Source organism: Paenibacillus glycinis, assembly GCF_009909185.1.
GTDB lineage: Bacteria > Bacillota > Bacilli > Paenibacillales > Paenibacillaceae > Paenibacillus_Z > Paenibacillus_Z glycinis.
Window position 1 is genome coordinate 1 of the sequence record NZ_JAAAMV010000029.1, and the last position, 13832, is coordinate 13832.

A 13832-nucleotide genomic window follows, 5' to 3' on the forward strand; every position below is an offset into this window, starting at 1 on the left:
CGCAGGTTTTGCGCTTGCGCGTGACCTTGGGAACCGTAACCGATGACTGCGATCGTTTTGCCTTGCAGAACGCTTTGGTCTGCGTCTTTTTCATAATACAATGTAACTGCCATTTGTAGATGAAGCCTCCTTTTATTGGACCCTTTTGAGCGGGTGTTACAGGCGGGACGCGCAGCCGAGGCGCTTGGCGACAGCGTCATCCGCGCTCTAACCCCCGCTCAAAAGCGGCGTTTCAGTTCGTTATTTCGCGTTGCCGCGCGTCATTGCGGTGACGCCCGTGCGGGACAGCTCGCGGATGCCGTACGGCTTCATGAGCTCGACCATCGCGTCGATCTTCTCCGTATCGCCGACGACTTGGACCATCATCGTATGCGTGCCGATATCGACGATCGCCGCGCGGAACGTCTCGACGACGCCCATGATTTCAGGACGCACCGCCGGCTCGGCGCTGACTTTAATGAGGGCCAGCTCGCGGGCGACCATCGGATTCGCGCTGAGGTCGACGACTTTGATGACGTCAATGAGCTTGTACAATTGCTTGGTGACCTGTTCGAGCGTGTTGTCGTCGCCGGTGGTGACGATGACCATCCGGGACAAGCCGGCTTCCTCGCTGGTCCCGACGGTAATGCTTTCGATATTGAAGCCGCGGCGTCCGAACAAGCCGGATACGCGCTGGAGGACGCCGGGCTGGTCGTTGACGAGAACGGCTATCGTATGTCGTTTCATTCCGCATCCCCCATTAACATTTGATCGATCGTGGACCCTTGCGTAACCATCGGATATACGTTCTCGTGCTTGCGCACGACGAATTCCACGACGGCCGGTCCGGGATGGTTCATGGCTTCGGCCCAAGCCGAACGCGCCTCTTCCTTGTTCGAAGCCCGGAAGCCGCGAACGCCGTACGCTTCCGCCAATTTGACGAAATCCGGGCTGCCGGAAAGGTCGATATGGCTGTAGCGGTTATCGTAAATCAGCTCCTGCCATTGGCGCACCATGCCGAGTACCTGGTTGTTGATGATGACAACCTTGACCGGAATGTTGTTGATGGCGCAGATCGCGAGCTCCTGCGCGCACATCTGGATGCCGCCGTCGCCGTTGATGGAGATGACCAGACGATCCGGGTTCGCCATTTGCGCGCCGATTGCCGAAGGGAACCCGAAGCCCATCGTGCCGAGGCCTCCGGAGGTGACCCAGGAACGCGGCTTGTTGAACTTGTAGAATTGCGCGGCCCACATCTGATGCTGGCCGACGTCGGTCGTGACGATCGCTTCGCCTTTGGATTCCTCGTACAGCATCTCGATAACCCATTGCGGCTTCAATTCGTCCTCGCTGTCCGTGTACCGGAACGGCTTATCCAGCTTGGAAGCGAGCAGCTGCGCCCGCCATGCATCCGCTTTGGCCGCGTATTTCACGTCCTTGTTCGCGATTTGCAGCACCGTTTTCACGTCGCCGACGATCGGGATGTCCGTCGGCACGTTTTTGCCGATTTCGGCCGGATCGATGTCGATGTGGACGATCTTGGCATGCGGCGCGAAGCCGGCCAGCTTGCCCGTGACGCGGTCGTCGAAGCGCGCGCCGATATTGATGAGCAGGTCGGACGTTTGAATCGCCGTGTTCGCCGTGTACGTGCCGTGCATGCCCGGCATGCCGAGCCACAGATCCTCGCCGCTCGGGAAAGCGCCCAGGCCGAGCAAGGTCGTCGTGATCGGAATGCCCGATTTGATAATGAATTCATGAAGCTCTTCGTGACCGCCGGAGTAAACGACGCCGCCGCCAGCCAATACGATCGGGCGCTCCGCTTCCTGGATCGCCTTGATCATTTTGTCGACCTGCAGCTTGTTCGGCTGAACGGTCGGATTGTACCCGCGGATATTCACTTCCGTTACCGGCTCGAACATGGCGAGCTCGGCCGATACGTCCTTCGGAATGTCGATCAACACCGGACCTTTGCGACCCGTATTCGCGATATGGAACGCTTCGTGGATGATGCGCGGCAGGTCGGCCGCCTTGCGAACCAAGTAGCTGTGCTTCGTGATCGGCATCGTGATGCCGGTGATGTCCGCTTCCTGGAACGCGTCCGTTCCGATCAGCGTCGTTGCGACGTTGCCGGTGATGACGACAAGCGGCACCGAATCCATGTACGCGGTCGCGATGCCCGTGACCAAGTTCGTCGCCCCCGGACCCGAGGTCGCGATGCAGACGCCGACTTTGCCGCTGGCGCGCGCATAGCCGTCCGCCGCGTGAATGGCGCCTTGCTCGTGACGGGTCAGCAGATGCTGAAAGTCCGAAAATCCATGCATGGCATCGTAGATGTAAAGCACCGCGCCGCCGGGATAGCCGAACACGCAATCGACATCCTCCAGCACCAAGCTGCGGAGCAAAATTTCAGAGCCCGTGATGACCTCCGGTTTGCTCAGCTTTTCTTTGATTTCCTCTTTTGACCTTAACGTTGCGTTTTGAGCGACCATTAAGTCGTCCTCCCTTCTAAAAAAACAAAAAAACCTTTCGTTCCCAGACGCTTATCGCGTCCAGGGACGAAAGGTTGATCTTCCGTGGTACCACCCAGTTTGTCATGCGCCTCACGGCACATAACCTCATAAGGTAAGAACGAGAACAAGGTCTGTTCATACCTTGGCACATTAACGTGTGCCTTACGATTTTCCCTAATGCGCTCCGCCGGTCGGCGAAACTTTTCAGGAAAACAGCTCCGAGGTGAGCTCGTTGAAAAGGGATTTTGGCGTCGGTCTCAGCAGTTCCGCGCGCTCTCTGGAGCAAAAGGGCCCTTAACACTTCGTCCTCTTCATAGCAGATCACTTTATAGCGGTAAAGCGACATCTTGTTAGCTTGAAGCTAATTATATGCCTTGCCGTTTCAAACGTCAAGCCAAAGGATAAGCAATCCGAGAAAAACTTATGTACGCCGAAGCCGCTATGCGCGCGAGCCGCCCGATCGACATACTATATAGCACCCTATGCCAAAGAAAGCGGGATGCCTTATGATTCGCGCACGCCGGGCGCGCACGGACGATCAGGAAATCATCCGGCTGATCAAGCAGGAACTGATTCCCCTCTCCTATACAGCATCGCCCAGGGATGCCCAGACGATACGCGAGCTGTCCAAACGCATAAGCGACGGCGTCTCGCTCGTCCACTCCCGAACGAGACGCAGCCTGCCGACGGGCTTTATCCATTTCTATATCCGCGGCGACCTCCTGCTCTACGATCTGCTGGTCGTCCATCCGCAGCACCGCGGCAAGCAGATCGGCACGACCCTCATGAACCAAGCCGAAACGCAAGGCAGGCAAAACGGTGCCAAAATCGCCCGCCTCTTCGTCGACCAATCAAATCCAAGAGCCCAGCGGCTCTACGCCAGACTGGGCTTTCAGACCGTCCGCTATTATTCGGATCTGCGCTGTTACGAGATGCTGAAAGCGCTGGTGTAGCCAGCTCGTTCCTGCCTTGCATGGCGGGCCTTAGAAAAACGGGCCGTTGTTGAAGCCGGGACCGGGCTGGCAGCATTGATTGCAGCCGCCGTCGAAGCCGGGGCCGCCGAAGCCGGGACCGAAGCCGGGGCCGCCGAAGCCGGGACCAAACCCGGGACCGCCGAAGCCGGGACCGAAACCGCCGAAGCCGCCGAAGCCGAAGCCGCCTCCCGCAAAAAGGCCGATGGCGAGCAGATCGAACAGCACGAGCGGAATAATCGCTCTCGTCTGCACCTCTTTGCCGTTGACCACCGGAACCAGCTGCAGCTGATTTTGGTGCATCCGAACGAGCTTGCCCGTAACGACCGATCCGTCCTTACGAACCGCGTAGATCGTTTTGCCGACCAGTTTCTGCGCCTGTTCTTTTGTAACGCGTGGCATTGGATTTCCTCCTCGTGTTTGTACTTCCATTGCTTGTGTTATCCCTATATGACAAATGCGCTTGCCCGGCATTTGTCTCAGAAGGTTAAACGGCGTTGTCCTATACTCTATTCGCTAGCAGGAGAGTTGGATTGTACCGATGTCCCTAAGGCAAAACACCAAATGGAAGCCTCCGAGCGAAAAAACTCCGCAAACCGACGGCGCGTCGCGGCCGGTCTGCGGAGCTTTTTTTCTCTTATCCGTGGTTAATCCGTCAACGATCCGGCGTCCATGCGGCCCTGCCCGATGACCGTCAATCCCTTCGGAAACGACGTCAGCACCTCGACGCCATCCGCCGTCACGAGGACATCGTCCTCGATTCGCACGCCGCCGACTCCCGGCACGTAGATGCCGGGCTCGACGGTGAAGGTCATCCCTTCGCGGACCAGCTCTTCGTTATTTCCGTGAATCGACGGATATTCGTGAATATCCAGACCGAGGCCGTGTCCCAGCCGGTGGTTGAACTGCGGACCGTACCCTGCCGCCGCTATCGACTCGCGCGCCGCGCGGTCCAGGCTGCCGAACGATATGCCCGGCCGGATAGCCTCGATCGCGCGCAGATTGCCGTCCAAGACGGCGCCATAGATCCGCTTCATGTCGCTCGTTATCTCCCCGACGGCAAAGGTCCTCGTAATATCGGACGCGTAACCGTCCGCGAACACGCCCAGATCGAAGAGCAGAAACTCGCCTTCGCGCACGGCCGTGCCGTCCGGAGCGCCGTGCGGCATCGCAGACTTGGCTCCGGCCAGGACGAGCGTATCGAACGACGGTCCTTGCGCGCCCAGCTTCTTCATCCGGTATTCCAGCTCCGCCACGAGTTCGATTTCCGTCACGCCGGGCTTCACCATGGCTACGCCTTCGCGCAGCACGTTTTCGACGAGGCGCACCGCGCCGCGCATGCGGGCCGCTTCTTCCGGCGTCTTGACCGCGCGCATCTCGCGCAGCGGCAAGCCGATATCGGCGTATTCCGCTTCGCCGACCGCCGCGGCAAGCGCCTCGAAGCGCACTACGCTGAGATGCTCCTTCTCCACGCCCAACCGCCGGATGCCCTTCGGCAGCAGCTTGCCGAGAACCGCGTAAGCATCGTCCGTATCGGCGTGCGTGTAAATCTTCGTTACGGCCGAAGCCGACTGGGCGGCTTCGAGATCGAGCGCGGGCACGAGCAGGAACGCTTCGTCCCCTCGCGGCACCAGCAGCCCCAGAAACCGTTCGTGAGGATCCGTCGCGAACCCGGTCAAGTAATACACATGCTTCGGCGAGGTAATCAGCATCGCTTCGATTCCGTTGCCGTCCATGTAAGTCTGCAGTTGCTTAATGCGCGTATTCATGTCCATCGACCGCCTTTCTTATTGTTATTGTACTTGCCGCCCGCGAAACTATCCAGCGCGATGTCTACTTCCGCGGCAAGCCGGAAAAAAAGCGCCCTCCGAGTGGAGGACGCTTCCGTATGAACGCCGGAACTAGGCGTTTACTTTTTGTTTTGCAAGGTTCGCGAACGCGTTGAACGAACCGATGTCGTTCACGGCGAGGTCAGCCAGCATCTTGCGGTTGACTTCGACGCCAGCGAGTTTCAGGCCGTACATGAATTTGCTGTAGGACAGGCCGTTTTGGCGAGCTGCCGCGTTGATACGGACGATCCACAGTTTGCGGATGTCGCGTTTGTGTTGGCGACGGTCGCGGTATGCGTAAAGCAAGGATTTCATCACTTGCTCTTTAGCTGTTTTAAACAGGCGATGCTTGGAACCGAAATAACCTTTTGCCAGTTTCAAAATTCTTTTACGACGACGTGCACGGACGAATCCGCCTTTAACTCTTGCCATGAGTAGAAACCTCCCGAGTGATTAGTAAAGAATATGAGTTAACCTTTGATGTTTGCGAGACCTTGAGCCAAACGTTTTTCGTCGCCGGAAGACAGGAGCGGCTGCGTGGCCAAAACGCGTTTTTGACGAGCGGATTTGCCCGACAGAAGGTGGTTTCTGTACGCTTTATAACGCATGACTTTGCCTGTACCCGTGATTTTGAAGCGGTCTTTCAGACTGCTGTGAGTTTTCATTTTCGGCATGTGGTGTTCCTCCTCAAAGAATGTTAGTTGGTTGGTTTTGGCGCCAAAATCATGATCATGCTGCGGCCCTCGAGTTTCGGAACGCGCTCCATGACGCACAAGTCGGCCACTTCGCTTGCCAGCCGGTCCAGAATCTTCTGGCCGACGGAAGCATGCGTGATTTCGCGTCCGCGGAAACGGACGGAGCATTTCACTTTATCGCCTTCGCCCAGAAATTTCACGACGTTGCGGAATTTCGTCTGGTAGTCGTTCTCGTCGATGTTCGCGCGGAACCAGACTTCCTTGGTGTCAACGATTTTCTGATTCTTGCGGGCTTCCTTTTCCTTCTTTTGCTGCTCATAACGGAACTTGCCATAGTCCATGATCCGGCACACCGGCGGTTTCGCTGTCGGCGCAACGTTTACGAGGTCCATGTTCAAATCGATCGCCATTTGCAGCGCCTCGCGGAAAAGCTTGATGCCGAGCTGCTCGCCCTCGGCGCCTACGACCCGCACTTCCCTGGCCCGAATCTCATCGTTGATTTGATGTTCCCTGCTAATAACCTGCCACCTCCAAAGTTTATGAATCGAGAAGTTCCCTTCTCTCAAAAAGATCAGAAAAAATTACGCGAAGCTTGACTCCTGATCTGATCTTCCCAGCAAAAGCAAAAAATGCGGGCCCGCTCGGGACCCGCATTTCAATAACCAAGATGGAAGGCAATGTAATCAGCGCGCAGCTGAAGCCTGTTCTTAATCATCGAACGCATACCGTTCAGCCGAAGCCGAATAGGTGAGAAGCGGGCGCCTCTGCTTGTGCGTGAGGTAAATCCTTTAGTCGTTACAAGACATGTTACCAAAGTAATATAGCACGGCTTGCATGCGGCTGTCAATGCCTACCCGGCAAACGGAAGCAGCCCGTTATACCTGCTTGCTCTGCACCTCTTCAAGCCGCAGAACGCGGGTATGCTGCGTGTGGCTCCACTGTTTGTTGTTCTGCGTGAAGAAGGCGTAGAACGTGATCGGCAGCCAGGACAGCTGGAATACGACCATCGACAGCAGGTGCGCGTACATTTTCCACGACTTGATGCCTTCGAGCGCCATGACCAGCGGGAACATGACGACCGTCGCCGAGATGGCCACGACCGCTACCCAGCTCGGAAGATAGTAATAAATGGACGCGAACGCGTTGTCCGCCGGAATCAGGTTATCCAAGTAAAGCAACGCCGTAACGAGGAAGCCGAGGAACGTGTTGTACACCGAGATGGAGTACAGCGCCGCGTCGAACTTGACGAAGCTGCGCTCCTTGATGCTCTGCCAGAGCAGCGGGAAGAAGTAGCTTCTCGCCACGGTGAAGTGTCCCTGCATCCAGCGCAGCCGCTGGCGCGCCGAGGCCTTGAAGCTGAGCGGCTTCTCGTCGTACACCTTCGCGTCGTAATTCAGTACCGGATGGATGCCGCGCTTCACGCAGCGCATGGAAAACTCCAGGTCCTCGACGAGGCTCGTGGCCCCCCAGCCCATTTCCTTCATGAGCTCGGTATCGAAACACATGCCCGTGCCGCCAAGGTAATTGGCCATGTTCAGGTTGCGGCGGGACAGCTGCCACAGCCGGTTGCAGTACCAGTACGTGATGGCGTACGAAGCGGTAACCCAGGAGTCCGTCGGGTTCTTGGTATCCAGGTAGCCTTGGATGACCTTGTGGCCTTCGCACAAATCGTTGTTCATGTGAAGCAGGAAGTCGTTGCCCACCAGGTTGTCGGCATCGAACATGACGATGGCGTCGTACTGGCGCGGCATCGCCCACAGTTCCTTCAGCATCCACTCGATCGCGTGGCCTTTGCCGCGGAGATGCGGATTCTTGCGCTCGCAAGCCGTCGCGCCGTATTGGCGGACGATCTCGGCGGTATTGTCCGTGCAGTTATCGCAAATGACGAAAATATCGTAAAGTTCTTTCGGGTAATCCAGGTTTTTCAAATTCTCGACGAGCGCTCCGACGACCTGCGCCTCGTTATGCGCGGCGACCAAAACGGCAAACGACTTTTGCGGCTTATGCTGCGAGGCTCTGCGTTTTCTTACGATTCCGAACAGGGAAATGCTGAATTGGTAAACGCCTACGAAAGCCAAAAAGATTTGAAACAGAATAATGATGGTGTTGATCATTACTTTTTACTACCCCCTTGAGACCCCATTTTTGATATTTTCTCTAGTTTTGTTTGTCGGGCGGCCGCGATATCTTTTTTTTGTAAACCGCAGCCTTACTGATTTTCCATGCCCGGCATGCTTTTGTCAAAAGTGGAAAACGCCGCTCAACCGTCAAGATCGCGAAGAAAAACGCTTGCATCGGCGCTGTGCCGAGCCAAAGCCCAGTTTTCTTCCGTCTCGCCCTTATTTTCTGCCATTTACGAATAAATCATGTTTCAATTTCAATTAACGTTTCGGCGGGCTGGAAAGTTTCGGTCGCCTCAGCCCCGAATGTGACGAAATGATGAACGGTCGTCCGCCGCGGACACCTCCCGGAATCTCGCCAGCAGTTCGTCGAAGATCGCGTCCCAGGATTGTCTGAGGCTGTGCGCGAGGCCTCGCGCCATCATGCGGCCGCTCAGGCTCTCGTCGCGGTACAGCCGTTCAAGCGCCGCGGCGAACGAATCGACGCTGCCCGGTTCGCAGCGCAGCCCGTTCCATTCGTGGCGGACGGTATCCGTGACGCCGCCGGTATCGGCGCAGATCACGGGCGCGCCGCATGCCATGGCCTCGAGCACGACGTTGCCGAACGTCTCCGTCGACGACGGAAAGAGGAACACGTCGGCCGCCGCGTACCACTGCTGCAGCTCGGGCATGGCGGTAAAGCCCAGGAAATGGGCATTGACGCCTTCTTGCAGCGCCTGCGTCTTCAGCGCTTCCGTGGACGGTCCGTCTCCGGCGATGACCAATACGGCATCCTTGCATACGTCCCGCTGGAACTTCGCGAAGGCGGATATGGCGACGTCCACGTTCTTCTCGGGGGCAAGCCTGCCCGCGTAAAACGCGATATAGGGACTATTCTGAAGTCCGTGTTTAGCCAGTAGCTGCGCTTTGTCCACGTTCGGATGGTAGCTCTTCGTATCGACGCCCCGCGTCCAAACGGCCAGTCGTTTCTCATCCCACCCCCGTTCCTTCAAATCATGAAGGGTCGATTTGGAGGGTACGAATATATACCGGCAATCCTGATGGAACCAGTTGATATACCTCCATAACATCTTAACCATCCATTGGATATTGTAAAACGCCAAATAGCGATCAAAATGCGTATGGTACGAGGCTACGAGCGGAATCCGGTGTTTTTTGGCGTAATGAATGCCGAATAGCCCCATGTTGAACGGCGTCGCCACGTGGATCATCGTCGGCTGGAACGCGTCCAGCGCCCGGCGGACGTGAAGGGGATTCGGCAGCGCGAGCCTGCATTCCGGATAGAGGAAGAACGGCAGGCTGACGAAACGTTCCACGAAAGGCGAAGCCTCGCGGGATTTGGATATGGCCGGATCCGGGGCAAAGACGAGGCAAGGCACGTCCTGCGCGCGCAAATAATCCGTCCAGCGTTCGAGCGTACGGGCAACGCCGTTGATCTCGGGTGCAAACGTATCTGTAAACAAAGCAAGCCGCATGGGAAATCGCCTCCATCGTTCCGGCAGACGCAGCGCTCGACGGTAGGACTAAAGTCGTTGAGCGGCTCACCGGGATTTTGGAGTTAGTGTAAAGGATTTGTATTACCGTTGTATCAAGACTTCATGAAGGGCATGTGAAGAAATTAATATCCGCTTAGCAGATCGTTGACGCGGCGGAAACATTCGGAGCTTAAACTGGGGGAGGAAGAACTCTCGCATACCGGAGGAGATCACCATGGACAATATGGTTTTCTGGGCGTTAACGCATGAACAGCGTGTATTCTTCTGGGCGAACCGCAGGCCGTCGCACGAAGGCCTGAACAGGTGGCTGAGCCGCTGGCTGGGGAGCATTACCCATACGGGCGGCGCAACGTTCACGCTCCTTTCGTCTTTGCTTCTGGCGCTTGCGGCACCCGGCTTATGGAGCATTGCCGGCTGGCAGTCTTTCGCCGCCGTAGCCGTCAGCCATATTCCGGTCGCGGTCGTCAAACGTAAATTTTGCCGCCTGCGTCCTTACCAGGCGCTCGAAGCCGTCCATACATGCCGAAAGCCGCTGCATGACTCGTCGTTCCCATCCGGTCACACAACGGCTATCTTCGCCTGGCTGATGCCTTGGCTGCTCGTCGATTACGCGCTGCTGCCGATCCTCCTGCCCGTCGCGATCCTGATCGGCGGTTCGGTGGCTTGGTCACGCATGTATTTGGGTCTTCATTATCCTTCCGACGTCACGGTCGGCGCCGTGCTCGGCTCGCTCACGTCCGTGCTCGTCTCCGCGGCTTGGTCCTTCATCTGAGCCGCGCGCTTCGCGGCCCGGTGGGCAGCGATCGCCTTCTCGCCGATCACGACCTCCACGCGGTGGATATTGTTTCCGCGCTCGACGAATTTGCCTTCGTACTCCGTTAACACGAGATCGTCGCGCAGCTTTTCCTTATGCAGGTGGAGCGAGATATTGCGCATCATCAGCTCCATGTCGGCGAAGCTGTTCAGCGAGAACTCGAAGAGCGACTGCGAATCCGTCTTGAAATGGATTTCGCCCAGGTCGTTCAAGATTTCCATGTATTTGGCCACGAAACGCGGATGCGTCAGCCGGCGGCGCGCATGCTTCGCCTTCGGCCACGGATCGCTGAAGTTCAAATGGATCCGTTGCACCTCGCCCGGCGCGAACATCTGCTCGATGCCTTCGATGTTGGCGCGCAGCAGCGCCAGATTCGGCGGCTGCGCCGTGCCATGGGCCGCTTCCCAAGCGTTGCGGGCTTTCTCGCTCGCGCGGCGGATCAGTTCATCGTACATGTCCACCCCGATAAAGTTGATCTGCGGGTTCCGCACGCTCATGTCGCTGATGAATTTGCCCTTCCCCATGCCGAGCTCGACGTAGATGGGATTGTCGTTTCCGAAAAACTCCCGCCAGCGTCCCTTGTACGGTCCCGCATCCAACACGACCAGCTCCGGCTGGGCTTCGATGCTCTCCAAAATTCCTTTTCTTCCTCTAAGGCGCATAAAACACTCATTCCTCCACGTCTTCTAAGCTAGTCCCTATTGTGCCCGATTTCCGCACTCCTTGTAAACCCCGCCCGTGATGGCGCAGCCTTCCCGCACGCGTACGGACGCAAAATAAAAAGCCGCGGCGCGTAGCTCGCCTGCGGCTTGAATCCGTTCGGAGTAAGGTTCAGTTCATCAGCTGGCTCGGAGTGCTCTCTTGCGACTCCAAAATATCATGCAGTTTCTTGCGCGCGGAAACCTCGATTTTATGATTGTCGTGGAACCGGATGCCGGCCAGGGACATCAATTCTTTTCTCGTCAATTCGACCGTGACTTTCTCGTCGCCGTGCGGAATCTTCACTTGCGTATTCATTCCTCATCACCTCACTGATTTGATCGCGCGAATTTCCAAAAAACCAACTTGCTACGAGTAGGAGTGGGAAGATGGTAAATGCAGTGAATTTGTTGATCTGTCGCACTTTTAATATAACAGGTCATGTAAGGTATAGCAAGCCCTTTTTTTAAAAAAATCGCTTTCATTTTCCAGCTATTTTCCTTGCTTGTCCGACAATTTCCAGCGTTACGCCGGTTAATCGAACCGGGGGCTCATGGCGTTTTGCGCGTTTTTTCGTTATGATTGTAATTAACCGCAAGAAAGAAATAAGAAGCAAGAGGAGCTATACGCGCATGCAGGTTCAACTAACGCCGGATGCCTTTTCCTTAACCCCTAGGTTATGGAACGACAAAAGGTTTCATACATGGAATTTCGAAATGCGGGAACAGTTCGGGGGCAAGGTGTTCAAGGTCATGCTCGATGCCGGCTTCACCTGCCCGAACCGGGACGGCTCCATCGCGGCCGGAGGCTGCACGTTCTGCAGCGCGCGGGGCTCGGGCGATTTTGCCGGCAGCCGCAGGGACGATCTCATCACGCAATTCAACAAGATCCGCGATCTGCAGCATCAGAAATGGCCGGAGGCGCAATATATCGGTTATTTCCAGGCGTACACGAATACGTATGCGCCGGTCGAGGAACTTCGGGAATATTATGAAGCGATCCTCGTCCAGCCCGGCGTCGTCGGTTTATCGATCGCCACCAGGCCGGATTGCCTGCCCGACGATGTCGTCGATTATTTGGCGGAGCTGAACGAGCGCACGTACCTCTGGGTCGAGATGGGGCTGCAGACGATCCACGAATCGACCTCGACGCTCATCAACCGTGCGCACGATACGGCCTGCTACGAGGATGCGGTCAAACGGCTTCGCGCCCGCGGCATTCGCGTCTGCGCGCATATCATCTACGGCCTCCCGCAGGAAACGCACGAGATGATGATGGATACGGGCCGCGCCGTCGCGGCCATGGACGTGCAGGGGATCAAGATCCACCTGCTGCACCTGATGCGCAAGACGCCCATGGTCAGGCAGTTCGAAGCCGGTCTGCTGCGCTTCCTGGACCAGGACGAGTACGTGAAGCTGATCGTCGACACGCTGGAGCTGCTCCCGCCGGAGATGATCGTGCACCGACTGACCGGCGACGCGCCGCGCGACCTGCTGATCGGGCCGATGTGGAGCCTCAAGAAATGGGAAGTGCTCAACGCCATCGATCACGAACTGGCAAGCCGCGGCACGTGGCAAGGCCGCCTGCGGGAGGCCGAATAAATGGGCTTTATCAGCGTGCTCGGCATGGCCCGGCGACTCGTGAAGGAACGCGTCTCGCCGGGCGATGCCGTCGTTGACGCCACCTGCGGCAACGGCGTGGACACGCAGTTCCTCGCCGAGCTTGTCGGTCCGCGCGGCGCGGTATACGCATTCGACATCCAGGAAGCCGCTTTGGAGCGAACGCGGTCGCGGATTGAGGCCGCCATCGGCGGAACATACGGAGCCGGAGCGCCGGATGCCGGCGGCCTGCATGAAGCCGACATCCGGCCGCTTCGTCTCGTCCACGCCAGCCATGCGGACATGGACAAGCATGTGGCCGAAGCGCACCGCGGCTCCGTCGCGGCCGTCATGTTCAACCTCGGCTACCTGCCGGGAGCGGATCAAGCCGTCATTACGGAGCCTGCATCCACTCTCGCCGCGCTGGAAGCGGCGCTTCGGCTGCTGAGGCCCGGCGGCATCCTGACCGCCGTGCTGTACCCGGGCCACCCCGGCGGCCTTGAAGAAGCCGAGGCCGTCGCGGCGTGGGCGTCGTCGCTTCCGCAGCCGCTGGGCCAAGCGATGCTGTACCGCTTGATTCAGAAGGCCGAGGCGCCGTATTTGGCCGCCGTAGAAAAGAAAGCTTGAAGCCGCCGGCATTGCGCCGGTAAACCAATTCAAGGAGGAATTATTCATGGCAGTTCGCAAATTGGAGCACGTCGGCATCATGGTGACGGACATGGAAGCATCGATCAAGTTTTACACGGAATTCGTCGGCCTCAAGTATCTCTATTCCTTGACGCATACGGACGGCATCATCCTGATGGCCTTCCTCACGGGTACCGACGGCGAGGAGAGCGAGATCGAGCTGATCCAAAATTATTCCGGCCAGTTGGCCCCCGAAGGCAGAACGCATCACGTCGCATTCACGGTCGACGACGTGGAAGCGGAATTCGCCCGCTTGAACGGCCTGGAAGGCGTCACCGTTCGCGACGCCGCGATCACGACGCTGCCGAACGGCGCCCGTTACTTCTTCTTCGAAGGACCGGACGGCGAATTCCTGGAAATGTTCCAGCCTGCCAAGCGGCAATAGTCTTGCCGGCGTTTTGCGCCATAGCACCGCCTCCGGGATTAGCATTATG

The 13832-nt window shown here is 57.5% G+C and carries 16 protein-coding genes and 1 pseudogene; 5 read left to right on the plus strand and 12 right to left on the minus strand.

The features are described from left to right. The 3 genes and pseudogenes from GT019_RS27335 to ilvB form a co-directional block, all read right to left on the minus strand. Positions 1-113 (minus strand): annotated as a pseudogene (locus tag GT019_RS27335) (ketol-acid reductoisomerase); the annotation flags it as partial. A 127-nt stretch (positions 114-240) separates the two neighbouring features. Then, positions 241-726: an acetolactate synthase small subunit gene (gene ilvN, locus GT019_RS27340; RefSeq protein ID WP_161746628.1), complete on the minus strand. Its 486-nt coding sequence runs from the start codon at positions 724-726 to the stop codon at positions 241-243. Then, on the minus strand, positions 723-2468 hold the full coding sequence (ilvB, locus tag GT019_RS27345) for a biosynthetic-type acetolactate synthase large subunit (protein ID WP_161746629.1): 1746 nt from the start codon (positions 2466-2468) through the stop codon (positions 723-725). The genes ilvN and ilvB overlap by 4 nt, the downstream gene beginning before the upstream one ends. A 527-nt stretch (positions 2469-2995) precedes the next feature. On the opposite strand from ilvB, the gene GT019_RS27350 reads away from it, so the two are divergent. Next, entirely contained in the window at positions 2996-3442 is a 447-nt protein-coding gene (locus GT019_RS27350; protein WP_161746630.1) for a GNAT family N-acetyltransferase, read from the plus strand. A 30-nt stretch (positions 3443-3472) separates the two neighbouring features. On the opposite strand, the gene GT019_RS27355 is transcribed toward GT019_RS27350, so the two are convergent. From GT019_RS27355 to GT019_RS27385, 7 genes are all read right to left on the minus strand, one after another. Beyond that, on the minus strand, positions 3473-3862 hold the full coding sequence (locus GT019_RS27355; protein WP_161746631.1) for a hypothetical protein: 390 nt from the start codon (positions 3860-3862) through the stop codon (positions 3473-3475). Between the two features lie 245 nt (positions 3863-4107). Next, the gene (locus tag GT019_RS27360; protein WP_161746632.1) at positions 4108-5229 is read right to left on the minus strand and encodes a M24 family metallopeptidase; all 1122 of its coding nucleotides are present in this window, start codon (positions 5227-5229) and stop codon (positions 4108-4110) included. Positions 5230-5361: 132 nt separating this feature from the next. Then, the gene (gene rplT, locus GT019_RS27365) at positions 5362-5721 is read right to left on the minus strand and encodes a 50S ribosomal protein L20 (protein ID WP_161746633.1); all 360 of its coding nucleotides are present in this window, start codon (positions 5719-5721) and stop codon (positions 5362-5364) included. A gap of 38 nt (positions 5722-5759) precedes the next feature. Then, positions 5760-5963: a 50S ribosomal protein L35 gene (gene rpmI, locus GT019_RS27370; RefSeq protein ID WP_161746634.1), complete on the minus strand. Its 204-nt coding sequence runs from the start codon at positions 5961-5963 to the stop codon at positions 5760-5762. 23 nt (positions 5964-5986) lie between these two features. Next, positions 5987-6484 carry a translation initiation factor IF-3 gene (gene infC / locus GT019_RS27375; RefSeq protein WP_161746745.1) on the minus strand — a complete coding sequence of 166 codons (498 nt, stop codon included), beginning with the start codon at positions 6482-6484 and terminating at the stop codon, positions 5987-5989. 375 nt (positions 6485-6859) lie between these two features. Continuing rightward, on the minus strand, positions 6860-8098 hold the full coding sequence (locus GT019_RS27380; RefSeq protein ID WP_161746635.1) for a glycosyltransferase family 2 protein: 1239 nt from the start codon (positions 8096-8098) through the stop codon (positions 6860-6862). A gap of 302 nt (positions 8099-8400) precedes the next feature. Further along, positions 8401-9579, minus strand: a complete 1179-nt coding sequence (locus GT019_RS27385) for a glycosyltransferase family 4 protein (RefSeq protein ID WP_161746636.1) — start codon at positions 9577-9579, stop codon at positions 8401-8403. Between the two features lie 235 nt (positions 9580-9814). Here GT019_RS27385 and GT019_RS27390 point away from each other — a divergent pair, with 235 nt between their 5' ends. Then, positions 9815-10372, plus strand: a complete 558-nt coding sequence (locus GT019_RS27390; protein WP_161746637.1) for a phosphatase PAP2 family protein — start codon at positions 9815-9817, stop codon at positions 10370-10372. On the opposite strand, the gene trmB is transcribed toward GT019_RS27390, so the two are convergent. Next, a complete protein-coding gene (gene trmB / locus GT019_RS27395; protein WP_161746638.1) occupies positions 10291-11076 on the minus strand; it encodes a tRNA (guanosine(46)-N7)-methyltransferase TrmB in 786 nt (261 codons plus the stop codon). The genes GT019_RS27390 and trmB overlap by 82 nt on opposite strands. Before the next feature lie 169 nt (positions 11077-11245). Further along, on the minus strand, positions 11246-11431 hold the full coding sequence (locus GT019_RS27400; RefSeq protein ID WP_161746639.1) for a hypothetical protein: 186 nt from the start codon (positions 11429-11431) through the stop codon (positions 11246-11248). Between the two features lie 314 nt (positions 11432-11745). Between GT019_RS27400 and GT019_RS27405 the strand changes: the two genes are divergently transcribed. The 3 genes from GT019_RS27405 to GT019_RS27415 are packed head-to-tail and all read left to right on the plus strand — an operon-like array spanning position 11746 to position 13783. Then, complete coding sequence (locus GT019_RS27405; RefSeq protein ID WP_161746640.1) at positions 11746-12714, plus strand: TIGR01212 family radical SAM protein; 969 nt, start codon at positions 11746-11748, stop codon at positions 12712-12714. Then, positions 12715-13338 carry a class I SAM-dependent methyltransferase gene (locus tag GT019_RS27410; protein ID WP_161746641.1) on the plus strand — a complete coding sequence of 208 codons (624 nt, stop codon included), beginning with the start codon at positions 12715-12717 and terminating at the stop codon, positions 13336-13338. Positions 13339-13384: 46 nt separating this feature from the next. Continuing rightward, entirely contained in the window at positions 13385-13783 is a 399-nt protein-coding gene (locus GT019_RS27415; RefSeq protein WP_161746642.1) for a VOC family protein, read from the plus strand. Positions 13784-13832 lie beyond the last annotated feature (49 nt).

Bases quoted from the DNA above. Each gene is read 5' to 3' on its own strand.
- rplT (WP_161746633.1), bottom strand. From the start codon at position 5,721: ATGGCAAGAGTTAAAGGCGGATTCGTCCGTGCACGTCGTCGTAAAAGA.
- ilvN (WP_161746628.1), bottom strand. From the start codon at position 726: ATGAAACGACATACGATAGCCGTTCTCGTCAACGACCAGCCCGGCGTC.
- GT019_RS27405 (WP_161746640.1), top strand. From the start codon at position 11,746: ATGCAGGTTCAACTAACGCCGGATGCCTTTTCCTTAACCCCTAGGTTA.
- GT019_RS27410 (WP_161746641.1), top strand. From the start codon at position 12,715: ATGGGCTTTATCAGCGTGCTCGGCATGGCCCGGCGACTCGTGAAGGAA.
- rpmI (WP_161746634.1), bottom strand. From the start codon at position 5,963: ATGCCGAAAATGAAAACTCACAGCAGTCTGAAAGACCGCTTCAAAATC.
- GT019_RS27360 (WP_161746632.1), bottom strand. From the start codon at position 5,229: ATGAATACGCGCATTAAGCAACTGCAGACTTACATGGACGGCAACGGA.
- GT019_RS27400 (WP_161746639.1), bottom strand. From the start codon at position 11,431: ATGAATACGCAAGTGAAGATTCCGCACGGCGACGAGAAAGTCACGGTC.
- GT019_RS27385 (WP_161746636.1), bottom strand. From the start codon at position 9,579: ATGCGGCTTGCTTTGTTTACAGATACGTTTGCACCCGAGATCAACGGC.
- GT019_RS27350 (WP_161746630.1), top strand. From the start codon at position 2,996: ATGATTCGCGCACGCCGGGCGCGCACGGACGATCAGGAAATCATCCGG.
- GT019_RS27415 (WP_161746642.1), top strand. From the start codon at position 13,385: ATGGCAGTTCGCAAATTGGAGCACGTCGGCATCATGGTGACGGACATG.
- GT019_RS27355 (WP_161746631.1), bottom strand. From the start codon at position 3,862: ATGCCACGCGTTACAAAAGAACAGGCGCAGAAACTGGTCGGCAAAACG.
- GT019_RS27380 (WP_161746635.1), bottom strand. From the start codon at position 8,098: ATGATCAACACCATCATTATTCTGTTTCAAATCTTTTTGGCTTTCGTA.
- trmB (WP_161746638.1), bottom strand. From the start codon at position 11,076: ATGCGCCTTAGAGGAAGAAAAGGAATTTTGGAGAGCATCGAAGCCCAG.
- GT019_RS27390 (WP_161746637.1), top strand. From the start codon at position 9,815: ATGGACAATATGGTTTTCTGGGCGTTAACGCATGAACAGCGTGTATTC.
- ilvB (WP_161746629.1), bottom strand. From the start codon at position 2,468: ATGGTCGCTCAAAACGCAACGTTAAGGTCAAAAGAGGAAATCAAAGAA.